A 19,415-nucleotide genomic window follows, 5' to 3' on the forward strand; every position below is an offset into this window, starting at 1 on the left:
AAGGCGAACGGCCAGTACGCCAGCGCCGAGGGCTTCTACGGCGCCAACCTGGGCAACGAAATCGCTACCTTCACCGTGATGGCTGGCGGCGGCGGCCTGGTCGATTCGAGCGGCTCGCCAACCAACAACGGTCAAGTCACCGTGTTCGCCAAGGCCGACACTGGTAGCTTGGACGCTGGCTACTTCTTCCGTGAAAACGGCGACGACCTGTCGCTGGAATCGGTGATGGCCTTCGCCTTCACCAACGCCAACACCGTTGGTCGTCCAGACGCCCTGCAAGTGAGCGAAATCGCCTGCCAGTTTGCTGGTTACAAAGGTGCTGGTTGCAACGGTCGCCCTTACGCTAACGACCCAGGCCACATCTTCCTGGGTAACAACGGTCAGTTCAAGCTGGCCGAAGTGCCAGAGCCAGGTTCGCTGGCCCTGTTCGGTATCGCCATGCTGGGCGCCGGCTTCGTGAGCCGCAAGCGCGCCACGAAGGCGTAATACGTTCGAATACAGCTTGGCTCCTTGATGATTAGGGGCCAGCCAAAATGCCAGTCAGCCCAGCTGACTGGCATTTTTCATTTGGAACTCGCAACGATCGTTAACTTTGTGCCCACAAAAAAAGGGTCGCAGAGATGGCGAGCAATGGGAATTGAGTCGGAATTCTTTACATATCAGTTTTCAGCGAGTTAACATTTATCTCTAACTATCTGATTTTAAACGGTTATTAAAATCTGGCACACAAATTGCTGATGAGGAGATAGCTTCACCTCATCGAACTACTGAATACGAAAAGACTACCAATCATGAAATTTCTGAAAAAACTCGCTTGTGCCGCCGCTGTTGCAATGAGCTTTGCTGGTAGCGCCAACGCCGCTACCGTGATGAACGACTGGGTCTTCAACCCAATCGGCACCGGCTTCGCCGCTGGTCAGACGGTCAAGGAATCGCTGGACGTGAACGGCAATGCCTTCATCCAGATCACCCCAACCGGCGCCAACAGCTTCTCGTTCACCGAGCACGCTGTGTTCAACATCGTCCAGGCTGACGCCAACGGCAAGCTGTTCCCAGTGAACTACCCAGGCGGCAACATCACCGCAACTTTCGTCGGTGCCGGTAACGGTACCTTCAACGGCGCCTTCTCGTTCACCGGCGGCACCATCCGCATGTACCAGAACCCGACGAACAACCAGTACGGCAGCACCGACGGCTTCTACGGCGCCAACCTGGGCAACGAAATCGCTACCTTTACCGTGATGGCTGGCGGCGGCGGCCTGGTCGATGCGAGCGGCTCGCCAACCAACAACGGTCAAGTCACCGTGTTCGCCAAGGCCGACACTGGTACCCTGGACGCTGGCTACTTCTTCCGCGAAAACGGCGACGACCTGTCGCTGGAATCGATCCTGGCCTTCGCCTTCACCAACGCCAACACCGTCGGCCGCCCAGACGGCGTGCAGGTGAGTGAAATTGCCTGCGAATTCGCCGGTTTCAAAGGTGCTGGTTGCAACGGCACCGGCTACGCCAACGGCCCAGGTAACATCTTCCTTGGCAACAACGGTCAGTTCAAGCTGGCTGAAGTGCCAGAGCCAGGTTCGCTGGCCCTGTTCGGTATCGCCCTGCTGGGCGCCGGCTTCGTGAGCCGCAAGCGCGCCAAGAAGGCGTAATCACCTGTTACATACAGCTTGGCCCTTGATGACAAGGGGCCAGCCGGAATGCCAGTCAGCCCAGCTGACTGGCATTTTTTATTCGGGATGCGCGGCTAGCGGGCCGCCTGGGTCGCCGGCTTTCCAAACAGCTCTTCGGCGCGGCGGAACAGGATCCAGGAAGTCGCAATGAGCTTGTCGCCGCTGACCGGCACATGACCCTTGTGCGTATGCGTAAACCCGGCCGGCGCGATGATCAGGCGGCCCTTTCTGGCGTCGACCTTGCGCTGCTGGTACAGGAATTCGGTCTCGCCGCCTTCCTTCACGTCGTTCAGGTAGAACTGGAACAGCAGTACCCGGTGCAGGGTGTCGCAGCTGGCGTTCTGCGGATAGATCTCGGAATGCCAGTGGTGATAGCCGCCAAGCCCCTGCAGGTATTTTTGCAGGTTGATCGGGCCGCAGCGGTACATGGACTGCAGCAGCGCAGCCAGGTGCGGCCGGCCGCATTCGTCGAAGTTCGCCAGCGACAATGCCACCGGCTGCCCGCTCTGCGGGTGCGCCACCATCGGCGCCAGCGCGCCCAGCACCAGTGCGCGGTACTGGTCGATGTAGTTGGTGAGATGCTGCGCCACAGCCGCCATCATCAGGTTGCCGACGTCATGCCACTCGGGGTGCGGTCCGATGGTGAGGTCCCAGCTGTCCTTCTTGCTGGTGTCGACGCCATTGCCGGTGCGCCCGCGCGCCACCTTGTCGCTGGCCTCGAAGCGCGCCACGATGGCGTCGCATTGTTGCGCCGTGAGGGCGCCGTCGTAGATGCCGATGAAGTCGTTCACGGTGATGTCCCTTTCGCACTTGCCTGGGGCGGCAAATGAATCGAGCGCGCCAGCAAATGTCCCGCCAGCCAGCCGCCGACCAGGCCGCCGATATGGGCCGCGTTGTCGGTGTGCGGATACACGAAGCCCATCCATAGGCTGAACAGTAAAAACGGCACGAGCGAGGAGCGCAGCTCGGAGACGACGGTCGGCGGCACGCCGCTGTTGGCGCGGCCGAGGAAGGCCAGCAGGCCGCCGATGATGCCGAAGATCGCACCCGAGGCGCCGACGCTGTTCACATGCGGATTCCACAGCACGCTGGCGATGCTGCCCGAGACGCCGGCGAGGAAATACAGGGCGACGAAGCGCGTGCTGCCGAAGATGCGTTCGGTGAGGCGCCCGACCTGCCACAGCGCCAGCATGTTGAACACCAGGTGCAGCAGGCTCCCGTGCAGGAACATCGAACTCACCAAACGCCACCATTGCCCGCCGCGCGTGAGCCGGCCGACGTTCGAGCCCCATTCGACCAGTTGCTGCGCATGCAGGATCGCCGAAGCGTTCGGCTGCAGCGCGAACAGCTGGCGCAGGGGACCGACCAGCTCCGACTGGAAATGCTTGAGGGCGAGCCACATCAGCGCAAAGATGCCGATATTTGCCGCCAGCAGGCCCCAGATCACCGGCGTCGACGGGCTCCAGTAGTCGATCCGGTCGTGGAAGACTTCGTTTTCCTCGTGCTCGCGCACGAAGGTCTCGCTCTGGCGCGTGGGCAGCAGGCTGACAATGCGCGCAGCCGTCTCGCGATCAGGCGCGGTAAAGCCGATCGTCATGTCGCCCTTCACGCCGACCACGTCGAACCAGACATCCTGGCCGCTGGCATAGGCGTTGATGATGTCGACACGGCGCAGCTTGTGCTCTTCGCGGCGCGACAGGAACAGGCGCTGCGGCGTGCCGCGCACGAACACGAAATCGGTCTCGATGGCGAGCTCGCCCTGGCCGCGCAAGCGGAAAGGGTTGGTCGGCCACTTGGCCCCGGCCGTATAGAAACGAACCTCGAAAACGGTACTGGTGCTGCTGGTACTACTTGCCATCGGCAACGCCCTGGCCGCGCTTGCGCTCGTGGTTCCAGAGCACATCGCTCCCGCCAGCGAAGCGGTTCAGCACGCGCGCCAGCACGAACATCAGGTCCGACAGGCGGTTCACGTACTGGCGCGGCTGCGGGTGGATGGTGTCCTGTTTCGACAGCGCGACGATGGCGCGCTCGGCGCGGCGGCAGACCGTGCGGCACACATGCGCCGTCGAGGCCGCGCGCGAGCCGGCCGGCAGGATGAATTCCTTCAGGGTCGGCAGGTCGGCATTGTACTTTTCCAGCAGATCGTCCAGGCGCGCGACATGCTCGTCCTTGATCATCTGGTAGCCGGGGATGCACAGCTCGCCGCCCAGGTCGAACAGGTCGTGCTGGATCGAAACCAGCTCCTCGCGCAGGTCTGGCGGCATGTCCTCGCACAGCAAGAGGCCGACGAAGGAATTGAGTTCGTCCACTTCGCCCAGGGCGTGGACGCGGGCGCTGTCCTTGCCGGTACGGCTGCCGTCGCCGAGGCCCGTGCTGCCGTCGTCTCCGGTGCGCGTGGCGATTTTGGAAAGTCGATTACCCATGATGATGGCCTGCCTTGAAAAAAAGATAGCCCGAGGATACGACAAAACGATGCGATTGTGCTTACAATCGAAGGATGTCCGCATCCCTCCAAGTCCCCCTCAGTGCCCCCATCGAGCGCCGCCAGCAAGTGGCCGCCGCCCTGCGTGCAGTATTGCCGGACGGCGCCGTCCTGTCCGATCCGGAAGATACGCGTCCTTACGAATGCGACGGCCTGGCCGCTTACCGCCAGTTGCCGATGATCGTCACGCTCCCGGTAAACGAAGAGCAGGTGCTGGCGGTCCTGAACGTCTGCCGCGCGCTGAAAGTGCCGATCGTGCCGCGCGGCGCCGGCACCGGCCTGTCGGGCGGGGCGCTGCCGATTCACGACGGCGTGGTGCTGTCGACCGCGCGCCTGAACCGCATCGTGCGCGTGGATGACTACGCGCGCACGGCCGTCGTCCAGCCCGGCGTGCGCAATCTCGCCATCTCGGAAGCCGCGGCCCAGTACGGCCTGTATTACGCGCCGGACCCGTCCTCGCAGATCGCCTGCACCATCGGCGGCAACGTGGCCGAGAACTCGGGCGGCGTGCACTGCCTGAAATACGGCCTCACCGTGCACAACGTGCTGCGCGTGCGCGTGGCCACCATCGACGGCGAGATCATTGAACTGGGCAGCGAAGCGCTCGACGCGCCGGGCCTCGATTTGCTGGCCGTCTTCATCGGCTCGGAAGGCATGCTCGGCATCGTGACCGAGGTGACGGTAAAACTGGTGCCGAAACCGGCCGCGGCGCAGGTCATCATGGCCTCGTTCAATGATGTCGTAACCGGCGGCAATGCGGTGGCCAGCGTGATCGCGGCCGGCATCATCCCGGCCGGCCTGGAGATGATGGACCGCACCTCGGCGCGCATGGTCGAGCCGTTCGTGCACGCCGGCTACGACACCGATGCCGCCGCCATCCTGCTGTGCGAGGCCGACGGCACGCCTTTGGAAGTGGCTGAAGAGATCGAGCGCATGACGCAAGTACTGGAAGCGGCCGGCGCCAGCGCGATCGCGGTCTCGCAAACCGAGGCCGAGCGGATGCGCTTCTGGTCCGGGCGCAAGAACGCCTTCCCGGCAGCGGGGCGCATCTCGCCGGATTACTACTGCATGGACGGCACCATTCCGCGCAAGCACCTGGCGCAGGTGCTGACCGGGATCGAGGCGATGGAAACGACCTACGGCCTGCGCTGCGCCAATGTGTTCCACGCGGGCGACGGCAATTTGCATCCGCTGATCCTGTTCGATGCGAACCAGCCGGGCGAATTCGACCGCGCCGAAGCCTTTGGCGCGGCGATCCTGGCGCTGTGCGTCGAAGTCGGGGGCACGATCACGGGCGAGCATGGCGTGGGCATGGAAAAGATCAATTCGATGTGCGTGCAGTTCGGACGGCCGGAGCTCGACATGTTCTTCGCGGTGAAGCGCGCCTTCGACGTGCCGATGCTGCTCAACCCGGACAAGGCGATCCCGACCCCGCACCGCTGCGCCGAGTTCGGCAAGCTGCATGTGCATCACGGGGCCGTGCCCTTCCCCGATCTTCCGCGCTTCTAGAAAGAGACAATGCAAGCGATTCAACAATTCAGGGAGCAGGTACGTCAAGCCGCTGCCGGCAAGACGCCACTGCGCATCCGCGGCGGCGGCACCAAGGACTGGTACGGCGGCCCTTTACCTTCAAGCGGCGAGATCCTCGATACGCGCATTCACACCGGCGTGGTGGACTACGAGCCGACCGAACTGGTGATCACGGCGCGCTGCGGCACGCCGCTTGCCGAGATCGAGGCCGTGCTGGCCGCGCAAAACCAGATGCTGGCCTTCGAGCCGCCGCATTTTGGCGACGGCGCCACCTTTGGCGGCGCCGTCGCTGCGGGATTGTCCGGCCCGCGCCGCGCCACCAGCGGCGCCGTGCGCGATTTTGTATTGGGCGCGACACTCATGGACGGCAAGGGCGAAGTATTGAAATTTGGCGGCCAGGTCATGAAGAACGTGGCCGGCTACGACGTCTCGCGCTTGCTGGCCGGGTCGATGGGTACGCTCGGGCTGATGCTGGAACTGTCCGTCAAGGTGCTGCCGCGCGCGGTGCGTGAAGCCACGCTGCGCTTCGAGACCAGCGAGATCGAGGCGATCCGCATGCTCAATACCTGGGGCGGCCAGCCGCTGCCCATTTCCGGCAGCTGCTGGCACCAGGGTGTGCTGGCGCTGCGCCTGTCCGGCGCCCGCGCCGCGGTCGACGCGGCGGTGCGCTCGCTGGGCGGGCAGGTAATGCCCGACTGTGCGAGCTTCTGGGCGCACTTGCGCGAACAGCGCCATGCTTTCTTCGAGGGCGACACGCCGCTGTGGCGCTTGTCGGTGCCGTCGACCACGGGCGCGATCGTGACGGGCGGCGAACAGCTGATCGAGTGGGGCGGGGCGCAACGCTGGCTGCGCGCATCGTCAAGCGACGCGGCCATGATCCGCCGCCTTGTCGCCGCCGCCGGCGGCCATGCGAGCCTGTTCCGCGGCGGCGACAAGACTGTCGGCGTGTTCCAGCCGCTGGCGCCCGCCGTGGCGCGCATCCACGAGCGCCTCAAAACGGCCTTCGACCCTGCGACCATTTTCAATCCCGGACGAATGTTCTAGCATGCAAACCAACCTGGCCGATTTCATCAAGGGCACCGCGGATGGCGACGAGGCCGAAGCGATCCTGCGTGCCTGCGTGCACTGCGGCTTCTGCACCGCAACCTGCCCGACCTATCAACTGCTGGGCGACGAGCTCGATGGCCCGCGCGGGCGCATCTACCTGATCAAGCAGGTGCTCGAAGGCGCCGAGCCCACCCGCAAGACGCAATTGCACCTGGACCGCTGCCTGACCTGCCGCAACTGCGAGTCGACCTGCCCGTCGGGCGTAAAGTACGGGCGCCTGGTCGATATCGGACGCCGCGTGGTGGACGAACGCGTGCCGCGTCCCCCAGCGGACCGCATCAGGCGGACGATGTTGAAAGAGTTCCTGCCGCGCACGAGCCTGTTCAAGCCGGCTTTCAAAGCGGGCAGCGCGCTGCGGCCCCTCCTGTCGAAGGAGCTGCAGGATAAACTGCAACGCCCGCGCCACGCCGGCCACTGGCCGACGCGCACGCATGCACGCAAGATGCTGGTGCTCGATGGCTGCGTGCAGCCGGCGATGGCGCCGAACATCAATGCGGCCACCGCGCGTGTATTCGACGCGCTCGGCGTGCAGTTGGTGGTCGCGCCGAAGGCCGGCTGCTGCGGCGCCGTGCGCTATCACCTGAACGACCAGGCCGGCGGCCTGGACGACATGCGCCGCAACATCGACGCCTGGTGGCCGTATGTGGAAGGGGCGGGGGAGGTGGAGGCGATCGTGATGACGGCGTCCGGTTGCGGCGTCACGGTCAAGGAATACGGGCACCTGTTGGCCCACGATCCCGCCTACGCGGCGAAAGCAGGGCGCATCTCGATGCTCACGCGCGACCTGTCGGAAATCCTGCCCGAGTTCGAGGAGCAGCTGGCCGCCAGCCTGCGCGGCAAGATCACCGGGCGCGTCGCGTTTCACCCGCCATGCACGCTGCAGCACGGCCAGCAAATTCGCGGCAAGGTCGAAGGGGTATTGCGCGCGGCCGGCGTCGACGTCGTGCTGTGCGCCGACAGCCACCTGTGCTGCGGCTCGGCCGGCACCTATTCGGTGCTGCATCCCGGAATCGCCCACGAACTGCGCGACCGCAAGCTGGCCAACCTGGCAGCGACCGGCGCGAAGGAAATCGTGTCGGCGAACATCGGCTGCATGACGCACCTGCAATCGGGAACCGACACGCCGGTCACGCACTGGATCGAGCTGGTGGACCGGGCCCTGGCCACTGCCGGCGCACAGCGCTGACCGGCCCGGCCGGCTTGGCGCACACGGCAGCGCATTCTCTGTTGACCAACAATCTGGTCATTTCTCTCCTTCGATCACGCGCCTTGCGAGGCGCGTGACGGTCCCCTATTGGCGTACCGAAACAGTCGCTTGACACGACTTGACCAGCTAAGTTGCGGTAAAGTAACAAAATGTATCAAATAAGCGACGGAAGTTACAGGATTTAACGACTCTGCAGGCAATTTTTGATCTCAACTTTGCTACGCATCAATGTTGTGTAACAGTATTTATGCGCGTCAACGCTATTAGTCAGATGTATGTGACTGGACCATGACAGCGAGTTGTTAAAATAAATCTACCATTCGGGAGTCGTTGTGAAGCATAAGAGTACTTTGAGCAAAAGCGCCATCGCGCTGGCAGTCACCCTGGCCTACCCGGCCTTCGCCCTGGCACAGCAGCCGATCGATCCGGCTGTCACAATGCAGCGTGTGGAAGTCACCGGCAGTAACATCAAGCGTACCGAAGCCGAAGCCGCAGGTTCTGTCCAGGTCTTGACCCGCGATGACATCGAACGTACCGGCCAAACGACGGCACTCGGCATCCTGACCTCGACTGCTTCGGTCGACACCAGCCTGAACTCGGCCACCTCCAGCAGCGGCGGTTTCGCCACCGGCGCTTCGGGTGTGAGCATGCGCGGCCTGCAAAAGGTCTCGACCCTGATCCTGGTCAACGGTCGCCGCATCGCCAATTACGGCCTGGCGGACAACGCCCAGGAAAATTTCACCAACCTCGACGCCATCGCCAGCGACGCGATCGAACGCATCGAAATCCTGAAGGACGGCGCCTCGGCAATTTATGGCTCCGACGCCATTGCCGGCGTGATCAACATCATCCTGCGCAAGGACTACCAGGGCGCCCAGATCCGCGTGAACCATCGCGAATCGCAGCATTTCCACGACGACCGCAGCCGTAGCGTGTCGGCCATCGTCGGCTTCGGCGACATCGACAAGCAGGGCTTCAACACCTACATCAGCGCCGAGTTCTACAAGCGTGATGGCTACAGCGTCGGCGACCTGAAGGACTACTACCCGGCATGGCACCGCAAGACCCCGGGCCGTTCGACCTGGGATGCAAAGAGCACCCTGTCGCCAACCGGTAACTACTTCCGCAGCAGCACCAACATCGTCGCCGCACCGGGCTGTCCTGCCGACGCGATCGACCCGGCCGACAAGCTTTGTAAATGGGACGTCCTGCCGTACAGCGGCCTGACCACCAACAACAAGCGTCACGCCATCGCCAGCAACACCCACTTCAAGATTGGCAGCGCGATCAACGCCAACTTCGAGCTCACCTCCGCCGGCGCGACCAGCGACTACATCGTGGCGCCGTTCAGCGTCAGCAACGGGAGCACGACCGCCGCGCAGAGCGTCTGGTACAACGTCAACGCCGGCAAGATGGTGGGACCGTACTCGTATCCGAAGCTGCCGGTCGGCCACCCAAACAACCCGTACAACGTCGCGACCGAATACCGTGCGCGCATGATGGACACCGGCAACGGTTTCAACTTCAACCGTACTGAGTCCGACCAGTGGCGCGCCATGCTGTCGCTGGATGGCACAATCGGCAGCTTCGACTGGCGTTCGGCTGCCGGCTGGATGAAATCGTCGGCGACGAAGGCCACCCGCGCCGTCAGCGCCGTCAACTACACCGCTGCGATCAACAATGCTACCTACAAATTCGGCCAGCAAAACGATCCAGCGCTGCTGAACTCGATGTTCCCGATTCGTACCACCGAAGGCGAATCCGATATCAAGTTCTTCGACGCCACCATCTCGGGCGCGGTCATGCAACTGCCGGCCGGTCCGTTGAGCATCGCTGTCGGCACCGACATCCGCAGCAATGGTTACTGGATGAAGAGCTCGGATAACGTCCTGAATGGCGAGCTGGTCGGCATCTTCGGCCTGCAAGTTGCCGACCGCGTCAACCAGTACGCCGTGTTCACCGAAGCCACGGTTCCTGTTTTCAAGAACCTGGAACTGAGCGCTGCCGTGCGTGCCGACAAGACCGCCGGTTTCGATGCGCATGTGTCGCCGAAACTGGGCCTGCGCTATACGGTCAACGACAAGCTGCTGCTGCGCGCAACGGCATCGGGCGGTTTCCGCGCACCGAACATCGTCGAATCGGGTGACGGCCGCGGCCGCAGCTCGGTCGCCACCAGCGTCGTCGATCCACGCCGCTGCCCGACCGCCAACGCACTGAACGCACTGGTGCAAAACGGGGCCGGCGCGACGGCTAGCGACAAGGTGCAGGCGAACAGCTTCCGCGTCCAGGAATGCGTCGGCAGCCTGCCGAGCTTCGTGTCGTCGAATCCGGAACTGGAACCGGAAACCTCGCGTTCGCTGACCGCCGGTTTCGTCTTCCAACCGATCAAGAACTGGTCGATGGCGATGGACTACTATCACATCGAGCGCCGCAACGAGATCGGTACCCGCACGACGGCCGACATCCTGGCCGATGAAGCCAACCTGCCGGCCGGTCAGCTGGTCCGTATCGACAGCACCGCGGCCGACAACGAGTTCCTGGCACTAGCACGCAAGTACGCGCCGAACACCACCCTCAACTACGGTGGCGTTAACCAGCTGGGCCTGGTGTACAACCCGTACGTCAACAGCGGCAAGACGCGCGTCTCGGGCCTTGACTTCGATACATCGGGCCGCATCAAGTTGCTGGGTACGGACGTTCGCCTGAAGCTGGACGGCACGTATGTGCTGAAGTACCAGACCTTCAACGTTGGCAAGGGTGTCTATGACCGCAACATGGTTGGTACCTGGGACTTCGGTTCGCGCATGACGGTCAAAGCCCGCGCCAACGTGAAAAAGGGTGACTTCGACAATGGCCTGACCTGGAACTACGCCAGCGGCTATACCAACGACAGCATCAGTTCGCCGACCTACTGCGCGACGCAAAACGTCGCCGCGGCGAACATGGCTGACTGCTCGCGTGTCGACCACCACACGACCCTGGACTACAACCTGGCTTACACGGGCATCCCGCACGTGACACTGAATGCGTACGTCTACAACGTGCTCGGCGAAGACCGTCCGATCCAGTACCGTGACGGCTGGAACACGACCTCGCCGCAGTTCCGCGCGTTCGGCGTTGCCGCAACCTACAAGTTCTAATGTTTTGATCGGCTGAAGTAGTACGAACGTAGTACGAAAGACCAGGCTTCGGCCTGGTCTTTTTTTGCCCGTCACAACACGTCTTTTGCCGCCGTGCTAGCATGCCGTCCCATCCATGACCGACAAGAGTACGCCATGAGTTCAGTCTTTCGCCTCGTGCGCGACGAGGGAGGCGCTGCCCCCGTCGTCCTGTTCGAAGACTCCACCACGCCCGGTTTCGTTCCCTTGTGGGAAGAGGTCGGTGTCTACGACGCCCTGTATAACAGCGACGGCAGGCACGGGCGGGACGTATCGCGTGCGCTGGCCTACGGGCTGGACAGGGTGTCGAGCGAACCCGGGCTGAACCGCCTGGTCCCGTCGTCGGCATTGATGGCGGAAGCGATCCGCTTCCTGGAAAACGTCAACCGTGGCTGTGTCATCCACGGCTCGGCGGAAATCCAGACGCGCTGAGAAGACCTTACTTGCCACGTCAAACCATCACGATTTCCGGCGAAACGCTGGACCGTAGCCGCATCGAACAACTGCTGCACGACGACGCCATGCTCGTCTTCGAGGACTGCGACCTGTCCGGCGCCGACCTCTCGCGCCTGGATCTGCAGGAGAGCAGCTTTCGCAATTGCGTGCTGCTTGAAACCTCGTTCTATGCGGCCAATCTTTCGCGCACGCGCTGGCAGCGCTGCCGCGCCGGCCACGCCGACTTCGAATCCGCCGACCTGGTCGACGCCCGCTTCGACGCCTCGGACCTGAACAACACGGTCTGGCGCCGCGCCAAGCTCGCCTCCTGTGCTTTCAAGCGCTGCAAACTCACCGGCGCCGCTTTTGAAGACGTGAGCTACCTCGGCCTGTCGTTCGAAGACTCCCTCTTGATCGGCGCCGACCTGCGCCGCATGTCGTTTCGCAAGATGACGCTGGTCGGCCTCGATTTCGCCGACGCCGATTTGTCGGGCTGCGATTTCCGCGACACCGTGTTCGAGGGTGGCAGCCTGCGCGAAGCCCATATCAAGGACACGCGCTTTGATGGCGCCGACCTGCGCGAAGCCAACCTGGGTGGATTGAAACTTCTCAATGCCAAGCTGTTCGCGGGTGCAACCATTTCACCGCGCCAGGCGGCCGAGATCGTGCAGGCGATGGGCTTGAACGTGGCCTAGGAATGTCGAAAAATCTTACAGTGACGGCGCTGTTGAATTGCCTTATATCACTAACTCTTTGATTATTATCAATATGTTTCAGGTGGAACAGTTATTGCTTATTATAAATAATAATTAACCATAACTAAGGACCTGAAAATGAACGCTTCCCGTACCCTGGCATTGTGTGTCGCTCTTGCAGCTGCATGTGTTACTCCGGCCGCGAGTGCCACCGTCTTGACGAATCAAGGTAACGGCATCGCCGCGCCTTCATACACCATCGATTTCTCCGGTCAATCCGTTGGGGCGGACGTGAGCAATGCGTATGCCGCCGATGGCCTTACCTTCTTTGGACTGAATGCAGTCAGCTTGTATGGCGAGACCTTCGCGCCAACCAAGGCACCGGCAGTCGTGAATTTTTACGCGGGTATCAACAATTCTTTCGGCTTCAATTTCGATAATGCCGTTACCGACGTGTCCTTCTTCCTTGTCACGAATGGCGCGGGTACGACGATTACTTCCTATCTGAAAGGTACCGCAGTCGAATCGTTTAACGTCGGTCGCTACCTGGGCGTCAACAGCTTCCAGGGCTTTACCAATACGATGATCGACAGTGTCCGCTTCAACGTGGGTGGCGACGGCCTCGCCCTGATGGACAATGTCGATTTCACGAACGCGCAGACGAATGATGTGCCCGAGCCGACGAGCATTGCTCTGCTGGCCCTGGGCCTGGCTGGGATTGCCGCGCGTCGCCGCAAGGCATGAGTCGAGCAGCCTGCTCATCGGAGCTGGCCCGACTTGTAAGCAAATGCCACGAATGTAAGGGATTGTTAAGCTCGTCAACTGTTTGTTGATGCGGCCCGTTGATGGATCAGTGGCATGTGAATCGTGCACTGACCATCAACTAACCGAGGAGCTGCACCATGAAAAAAATTACCGCTACCCTGATCGCCGGCCTGTTCGCTACCGCTGCCTTCGCTCAAACGCCAGCCACCCCGGCTACGCCAGATGCGCAGGCGAACGTGGACGCCACGACGCCGAAAGCTGCGTTCGTCGACAACAAGGATCTGAAGGCCGGCGCGCAAACCGATGGCAAGCTGGTCAAGAAGATCAGCAAGGCCGATGCCAAGGCGGCAGCGAAAGCGGACAAGGATGCCAAAGCCAAGGCCGACAGCAAAGACACCAAGGCGGCAGTCAAGGCAGACATCAAGGTGCCGGCCGACGCGCAGGCCGATGCCCACGCAGCGCACGGTTCGACGACCGCCACGACCTCGACGACGGCCACGACCAAATAAGGTCCCGGCAGTCGCATGCAAGCCCGCGTTCGCGCGGGCTTTTTTGCCATTGTGCGGCTCAGCGCGCCAGCAACTGCTCGATATCTGCGACCAACGCGTGCGGGGGCGTGCGCGGCGCATAACGTTTGACCACGCGGCCGTCGCGCCCGACCAGGAACTTGGTGAAGTTCCACTTGATGCGCTCTGTGCCGAGCAGGCCCGGCGCTTCGCTTTCGAGGTGCCGGAACAGCGGATGCGCATGGGCGCCGTTGACGTCGATCTTGGCGAACAGCGGGAAACTGACGCCGTAATTCTTTTCGCAGAAGGCGCCGATCTCCGCTTCGCTGCCGGATTCCTGCTGGCCGAACTGGTTGCAGGGAAAACCCAACACTTCGATCCCGCGCTCGCGGAACTGGCGATACACCTCTTCCAGTCCCTTGTACTGGGGCGTGAAGCCGCAGGCGCTCGCCGTGTTGACGATCAAAAGTACCTTGCCGCGGTAGCGCGCCAGGTCGATGGGAGCGCCGTCGAGCGCGGTGGCGTGGAAGTCGAATACGTTCATGCTGCAATGATACCAAAAAAGCAAGTATCACTTGGGTGAACAAACTTTGTTCCAAATCAAACGGTATCGTTGACGCAGGCGAGGTACGACGAAAACCATCTAAGCTGGTTCCTGACGGTCGTCCGTCCGGATGGCTGCGCCCTTCCCAGTGGAGGTTGTCATGGCGACCGCACCAAACGAAGAAATCATGATCGGCGAGGACGGCAACGAGATCTTCATCCGCAGCTGGCATCCGGCCGAGCCGCCCCGCGCGCTGGTCGTCATCTGCCACGGCGTCAATTCGCACAGCGGCCAGTATGGCTGGACGGCGGGGCAATTGACCGCCAACGGCTGCGCCGTGTATGCGCTCGACTTGCGCGGGCGCGGCAAGTCGAGCGGAGAGCGTTTTTATGTCGACCATATCGGCGACTATGTCAGCGACCTGCACAGCCTGGTCACCCTGGCCAAGTCGCGCGAGCCGGCACTGCCGGTATTCTTGCTCGGCCACAGCGCCGGCGGGGTCGTTTCCTGCGTCTACACCCTCGAACACCAGGCGGAAATCGATGGCCTGATCTGCGAAAGCTTCGCCTTCAAGGTGCCGGCACCCGACATCGCGCTCGCGCTCATCAAGGGGCTCAGCCACGTCGCGCCGCACCTGCGTGTCCTGAGGCTCAAGAACGAGGATTTTTCGCGCGACCCGCTGGCGGTGGCGAGCCTGAACAGCGACCCGCTGATCGCGCGCGAAGTGCAGCCGGCGAAAACGGTCGCCGCCCTGGTGCGCGCCGACGAGCGGCTCGAGAAGCAGTTCCCGCTCATTACCGTGCCGGTCTTCATCATGCACGGGACGGTGGACCGGGCGACGGTGCCGCAAGGCAGCCAGTTTTTCTACGATACCGTCGGCTCGAGCGACAAGACGCTCAAGCTCTACGAGGGGCATTACCACGATCTGTTCAACGATTACGGCAAGGACGACGTCATGGCCGATACCACGGAATGGATCAACCGGCACCTGCCAAGTGCGCCGGCCGGCATGGCGCCGGGCATGGCGTAAGGGACTTGGGCGGGCTTACACCAGGCCGAGATGCTCCGTCCCGCTCGAGAAATCGCGGTCCTTCGCGTTCTTGCTGTTGAGCTTGATGTTCAGGCGCAGGTCGTTCACCGAGTCGGCATTGCGCAGCGCGTCTTCGTACGAGATGCGATCGCCCTCGTACAGGTCGAACAGCGCCTGGTCGAACGTCTGCATGCCGAGTTCGCGCGACTTCTTCATGATCTCCTTGATTTCATGCACTTCGCCTTTGAAGATCAGGTCCGAGATCAGCGGCGAGTTGAGCAGGATTTCCATGGCCACCACACGGCCTTTGTCTTCCTTCTTCGGGATCAGGCGCTGCGAGACCAGGCCGCGCAGGTTCAGCGACAGGTCCATCAGCAATTGCTGGCGCCGCTCTTCGGGGAAGAAGTTGATGATGCGGTCGAGCGCCTGATTCGCGCTGTTGGCGTGCAGCGTGGCCAGGCACAGGTGGCCGGTCTCGGCGAACGCGATCGCGTGCTCCATCGTTTCCCGGTCGCGAATTTCTCCGATCTGGATCACGTCCGGCGCCTGGCGCAGCGAGTTTTTCAGGGCTGCTTCAAAACTGTCGGTGTCGACGCCCACTTCGCGCTGCGTAATCACGCAGTTGCGGTGCGGATGCACGAATTCGACCGGGTCTTCGATGGTGATGATGTGGCCGTAGCTGTTCTCGTTACGGTAGCCGACCATGGCGGCGAGCGTCGTCGATTTGCCCGAGCCGGTGGCGCCGACCATGATCACGAGGCCGCGCTTGGACATGACGACATCCTTCAGTACATTCGGCAAGGCCAGGTCTTCGAACTTCGGAATCTGCGTCGTGATCGTACGCAGCACCATGCCGACGCTGCTCATCTGCACAAACGCCGAGACGCGGAAGCGTCCCAGATCGCCCGGGCTGATTGCGAAGTTCGCTTCGCGGGTGGTCTCGAAGCCGGCGGTCTGCTTGTCGTTCATGATCGAACGCGCGAGATCGGCCGTGTGCGTGGCCGTCAGCGGCTGGTTTGAGACCGGCGTCATCCTGCCGTCGATCTTGATCGCCGGCGGGAAGCCGGAGGTAATGAAGAGGTCCGAACCGCCCTTGCTGACCATCAGGCGCAGCAGGTCGAACATGAATTTTGAGGCCTGGTCGCGTTCCATGGCTTAACCCGGGAAGTTTTCGGGGATCTTGGCGGCCGAGCGGGCGGCGGCGCTGGAGATCACATTGCGGCGCACGAGGTCCGTCAGGTTCTGGTCCAGCGTCTGCATGCCGATATTGCTGCCGGTCTGGATGCTCGAGTACATCTGGGCGATCTTCGCTTCGCGGATCAGGTTGCGGATCGCCGGCGTGCCGAGCATGATTTCGTGGGCTGCCACGCGCCCGGAACCATCCTTGGTTTTCAGCAGGGTCTGCGAGATGACGGCCTGCAGCGACTCGGACAGCATCGCGCGCACCATCTCTTTTTCCTCGGCCGGGAACACGTCGACGATACGGTCGATGGTCTTCGCCGCCGACGAGGTATGCAGGGTGCCGAACACCAGGTGGCCGGTTTCGGCGGCCGACAAAGCGAGACGGATGGTCTCGAGGTCGCGCAGTTCGCCGACCAGGATGGCATCCGGGTCTTCACGCAGCGCCGAACGCAGCGAGTTACTGAAGGAGAGGGTGTGCGGGCCGACTTCGCGCTGGTTGATCAAGCATTTTTTTGACTCGTGGACGAATTCGATCGGGTCCTCGATCGTCAGGATGTGCCCATATTCCGTCTCGTTCAGGTGGTTGACCATCGCCGCCAGCGTGGTCGATTTACCCGAGCCGGTCGGGCCGGTCACGAGCACCAGGCCGCGCGGGCGCAGCGCCAGTTCGGCGAAGATCTTCGGGGCGTTCAATTCTTCGAGCGACAGGATTTTCGACGGGATGGTACGCAGCACGGCGGCCGCGCCGCGTTCCTGATTAAAAGCGTTGACGCGAAAACGCGCCAGGCCGGGAATCGCGAACGAAAAATCGCATTCGAGCATCTCCTCGTACTGCTTGCGCTGGCCGTCGTTCATGATGTCATAGATCATGGCGTGCACGTCCTTGTGCTCGAGCGGCGGCAGGTTGATGCGGCGTACGTCGCCATGCACGCGTATCATCGGCGGCAAGCCGGCCGACAGGTGCAGGTCGGAGGCCTTGTTCTTTACCGAGAAGGCGAGTAGTTCTGAGATGTCCATTTATAATCCTTATGCCGTAGAGCTTCTAACAACACCGCCATGGCGGCGTTGTTAGACGCGCTAACGTAATATTGCAAATATTGCCCATAGAAAACGATTATGTCCACAATCGCTGCCAACTTGCAAGCTGTCGAAGCGACAATCGCCGCCGCCGCGGAGGCTGCCGCCAGGCCCCGTTCGAGCGTCCAGTTGCTCGCCGTATCGAAGACCTTCCCGATGGAGGCCGTGGTCGAGGCCATCGCCGCCGGACAGCGCGCCTTCGGTGAAAACTATCTGCAGGAAGGCGTCGAAAAAATCGCCGCCGTGGCGCGCGCGCAACCGGATGGGCTCGTGGAGTGGCATTTCATCGGTCCGATCCAGAGCAACAAGACGCGCCCGATTGCCACCAGCTTCGCCTGGGTGCACACGGTCGAACGCCTCAAGATCGCCCAGCGCCTGTCCGAACAGCGGCCCCCGGAGATGGGACCCCTGAACATCTGCCTGCAAGTGAACATCAGCGGCGAGGCCACCAAGAGCGGTGCGACCCCGGCCGAATTGCCTGAACTGGCACGCCAGGTCGCCGCGCTGCCGAATCTGACACTGCGCGGCTTGATGGCCATTCCCGAAGCCCAGGCCGATGCTGCGCTCCAGCGCGCGGCCTTCGCCAAATTGCGCGCGCTGGCCGACGCGCTGCGCGCCGGCGGGCTGGCGATCGATACGCTGTCGATGGGCATGTCGGGCGACATGGCAGCCGCCATTGCCGAAGGCGCGACCATCGTGCGCGTCGGCAGCGCGATCTTCGGTTCGCGACACTACGATTAAGGGACAAGCATGAAGATCGCGTTTATCGGTGGCGGGAATATGGCAACGGCGCTGATCGCCGGGCTGGTGGAGGAGGGCGGCGCGGGCACGCAGGTGCATGTGGTCGATCCGAATCCGGAGGCCTTGACGCGGCTGGCGGCGCAGTATGGCGCTTCTACTTCCGGCGCCATCGATGCCGCGGTGGGCGCTGTCGACGTGATCGTGCTCGCGGTAAAACCGCAGCAGATGCGCGACGTCGCACAGGCACTGGCGCCGCATTTGACAGCCGGGCCGCTGGTGCTGTCGATCGCGGCGGGCATTCGCGGCGCGGATTTGTCGCGCTGGCTGGGCGGCTATGGCGCCATCGTGCGCGCGATGCCGAACACGCCGGCCTTGATCGGGATGGGCGTGACCGGCCTGGTGGCCGCCGCCGGCGTGAGCGCCCCGCAGCGCGCGGCCGCCGACAGCGTGCTGCGCGCGGTCGGGCAGACCGTGTGGCTGGACGATGAAGAGCTGATCGATCCGGTGACGGCGGTGTCGGGCAGCGGGCCGGCGTATGTGTTCTATTTTCTGGAAGCGATGCAGGCCGCGGCCGTGGAGATGGGCTTGCGCCCGGAGCAGGGCAAGCAGCTGGCGCTGGCGACCTTTGCCGGGGCCACGCAGCTGGCGGCGCAGTCGGACGAGTCGCTCGAGGTCTTGCGCCAGCGCGTGACCTCGAAAGGCGGCACGACGCACGCGGCCATTACCAGCATGGAGTCGTCAGGCGTGAAGGCGGCAATCGTTGCGGCGATGAAGGCGGCAGCGGCAAGAGGGCGCGCGTTGGGGGATGAGTTGGGAAAGGATTAACGGTCGCGTCCAAGCTCGCGCCGTACCGCGTGGGCTCAAGAGCCCACCCGACGAAACGGCGCAAAGGCAGGTGGGCCCGGCGGCCCCTTATGCCATCAACGTCGATTGATCAGCATGCCCAGGATGACGCCGGCAGCGGCGCCGATGCCGACTGCCTTCCATGGATTGTCCTTGACGTAGGTGTCCGTGGCCTTGGCGGCGGCTTTCGACTTCTCGATGACTTCCAGGTTTGCCAGGCCTTCTTTGGCGCCGGCGATGGCGCCTTCGAACTTGGCTTTCGCGTTCTTGAGCTCATCGCCGGTCAGCGTGCTGCCGTGGCGCAGCCAGGCTTCGGCGTCCTGGATGACCGTTTTCAGGTCGGCCATCAGTTGATCGCGGGCACCGGTCTGGGTCGGGATTTTTTCCATCATGGGGAGTCCTCTTCATGTCAATGTGAGATGCGGCCTCGTAAGCCGCAACGG

20 protein-coding genes are annotated in these 19,415 nt (G+C 62.7%); 13 read left to right on the plus strand and 7 right to left on the minus strand.

Annotated elements, in window-relative coordinates:
- The coding region (locus ACHAC9_RS21890) for a PEP-CTERM sorting domain-containing protein (protein WP_435763442.1) at nt 1-486 on the plus strand (486 nt) is incomplete at its 5' end.
- Nucleotides 487-791: 305 nt separating this feature from the next.
- On the plus strand, nt 792-1,649 hold the full coding sequence (gene pepA, locus ACHAC9_RS21895) for a flocculation-associated PEP-CTERM protein PepA (RefSeq protein WP_435763444.1): 858 nt from the start codon (nt 792-794) through the stop codon (nt 1,647-1,649).
- Nucleotides 1,650-1,744: 95 nt separating this feature from the next.
- Here the strand turns inward: pepA and ACHAC9_RS21900 are convergent, their stop codons facing one another.
- The 3 genes from ACHAC9_RS21900 to ACHAC9_RS21910 are packed head-to-tail and all read right to left on the minus strand — an operon-like array spanning nt 1,745 to nt 4,093.
- Entirely contained in the window at nt 1,745-2,461 is a 717-nt protein-coding gene (locus tag ACHAC9_RS21900) for a 2OG-Fe(II) oxygenase (RefSeq protein ID WP_435763446.1), read from the minus strand.
- Nucleotides 2,458-3,528, minus strand: coding sequence for a rhomboid family intramembrane serine protease (locus tag ACHAC9_RS21905; protein ID WP_435763448.1), 1,071 nt, complete (start codon nt 3,526-3,528; stop codon nt 2,458-2,460). Before ACHAC9_RS21905 ends, ACHAC9_RS21900 begins: the two co-directional genes overlap by 4 nt.
- Entirely contained in the window at nt 3,518-4,093 is a 576-nt protein-coding gene (locus ACHAC9_RS21910; protein WP_435763450.1) for a cob(I)yrinic acid a,c-diamide adenosyltransferase, read from the minus strand. The genes ACHAC9_RS21905 and ACHAC9_RS21910 overlap by 11 nt, the downstream gene beginning before the upstream one ends.
- 74 nt (nt 4,094-4,167) lie before the next feature.
- Here ACHAC9_RS21910 and ACHAC9_RS21915 point away from each other — a divergent pair, with 74 nt between their 5' ends.
- From ACHAC9_RS21915 to ACHAC9_RS21950, 8 genes are all read left to right on the plus strand, one after another.
- Nucleotides 4,168-5,661, plus strand: a complete 1,494-nt coding sequence (locus ACHAC9_RS21915; protein WP_435763452.1) for an FAD-linked oxidase C-terminal domain-containing protein — start codon at nt 4,168-4,170, stop codon at nt 5,659-5,661.
- A gap of 9 nt (nt 5,662-5,670) precedes the next feature.
- Nucleotides 5,671-6,726, plus strand: a complete 1,056-nt coding sequence (gene glcE / locus ACHAC9_RS21920; RefSeq protein WP_435763454.1) for a glycolate oxidase subunit GlcE — start codon at nt 5,671-5,673, stop codon at nt 6,724-6,726.
- A gap of 1 nt (nt 6,727) precedes the next feature.
- The gene (gene glcF / locus ACHAC9_RS21925) at nt 6,728-7,975 is read left to right on the plus strand and encodes a glycolate oxidase subunit GlcF (protein ID WP_435763456.1); all 1,248 of its coding nucleotides are present in this window, start codon (nt 6,728-6,730) and stop codon (nt 7,973-7,975) included.
- A gap of 371 nt (nt 7,976-8,346) precedes the next feature.
- On the plus strand, nt 8,347-11,136 hold the full coding sequence (locus tag ACHAC9_RS21930) for a TonB-dependent receptor plug domain-containing protein (protein WP_435763458.1): 2,790 nt from the start codon (nt 8,347-8,349) through the stop codon (nt 11,134-11,136).
- A gap of 135 nt (nt 11,137-11,271) precedes the next feature.
- Complete coding sequence (locus tag ACHAC9_RS21935) at nt 11,272-11,586, plus strand: hypothetical protein (protein WP_435763460.1); 315 nt, start codon at nt 11,272-11,274, stop codon at nt 11,584-11,586.
- 11 nt (nt 11,587-11,597) lie between these two features.
- Nucleotides 11,598-12,284: a pentapeptide repeat-containing protein gene (locus ACHAC9_RS21940; RefSeq protein WP_435763462.1), complete on the plus strand. Its 687-nt coding sequence runs from the start codon at nt 11,598-11,600 to the stop codon at nt 12,282-12,284.
- Nucleotides 12,285-12,422: 138 nt separating this feature from the next.
- A complete protein-coding gene (locus ACHAC9_RS21945) occupies nt 12,423-13,028 on the plus strand; it encodes a PEP-CTERM sorting domain-containing protein (RefSeq protein WP_435763464.1) in 606 nt (201 codons plus the stop codon).
- Between the two features lie 158 nt (nt 13,029-13,186).
- Complete coding sequence (locus ACHAC9_RS21950; RefSeq protein ID WP_435763466.1) at nt 13,187-13,558, plus strand: hypothetical protein; 372 nt, start codon at nt 13,187-13,189, stop codon at nt 13,556-13,558.
- Between the two features lie 58 nt (nt 13,559-13,616).
- Here the strand turns inward: ACHAC9_RS21950 and ACHAC9_RS21955 are convergent, their stop codons facing one another.
- The gene (locus ACHAC9_RS21955) at nt 13,617-14,099 is read right to left on the minus strand and encodes a glutathione peroxidase (protein ID WP_435763468.1); all 483 of its coding nucleotides are present in this window, start codon (nt 14,097-14,099) and stop codon (nt 13,617-13,619) included.
- Between the two features lie 160 nt (nt 14,100-14,259).
- Here ACHAC9_RS21955 and ACHAC9_RS21960 point away from each other — a divergent pair, with 160 nt between their 5' ends.
- The gene (locus ACHAC9_RS21960; RefSeq protein WP_435763470.1) at nt 14,260-15,129 is read left to right on the plus strand and encodes a lysophospholipase; all 870 of its coding nucleotides are present in this window, start codon (nt 14,260-14,262) and stop codon (nt 15,127-15,129) included.
- A 15-nt stretch (nt 15,130-15,144) separates the two neighbouring features.
- On the opposite strand, the gene ACHAC9_RS21965 is transcribed toward ACHAC9_RS21960, so the two are convergent.
- Nucleotides 15,145-16,281 (minus strand): PilT/PilU family type 4a pilus ATPase, encoded by a 1,137-nt coding sequence (locus ACHAC9_RS21965; protein ID WP_435763472.1) that lies wholly within the window; start codon nt 16,279-16,281, stop codon nt 15,145-15,147.
- Nucleotides 16,282-16,284: 3 nt separating this feature from the next.
- A complete protein-coding gene (locus tag ACHAC9_RS21970; RefSeq protein ID WP_435763474.1) occupies nt 16,285-17,328 on the minus strand; it encodes a type IV pilus twitching motility protein PilT in 1,044 nt (347 codons plus the stop codon).
- 99 nt (nt 17,329-17,427) lie between these two features.
- On the opposite strand from ACHAC9_RS21970, the gene ACHAC9_RS21975 reads away from it, so the two are divergent.
- Both ACHAC9_RS21975 and proC read left to right on the plus strand, forming a co-directional pair.
- Nucleotides 17,428-18,129: a YggS family pyridoxal phosphate-dependent enzyme gene (locus ACHAC9_RS21975; protein WP_435763476.1), complete on the plus strand. Its 702-nt coding sequence runs from the start codon at nt 17,428-17,430 to the stop codon at nt 18,127-18,129.
- Between the two features lie 9 nt (nt 18,130-18,138).
- Nucleotides 18,139-18,954, plus strand: coding sequence for a pyrroline-5-carboxylate reductase (gene proC, locus ACHAC9_RS21980; protein WP_435763478.1), 816 nt, complete (start codon nt 18,139-18,141; stop codon nt 18,952-18,954).
- 95 nt (nt 18,955-19,049) lie between these two features.
- On the opposite strand, the gene ACHAC9_RS21985 is transcribed toward proC, so the two are convergent.
- On the minus strand, nt 19,050-19,364 hold the full coding sequence (locus ACHAC9_RS21985; protein ID WP_435763480.1) for a DUF883 family protein: 315 nt from the start codon (nt 19,362-19,364) through the stop codon (nt 19,050-19,052).
- Nucleotides 19,365-19,415: the final 51 nt, after the last annotated feature.

This window comes from Massilia sp. CMS3.1 (assembly GCF_051262535.1).
GTDB lineage: Bacteria > Pseudomonadota > Gammaproteobacteria > Burkholderiales > Burkholderiaceae_D > Telluria.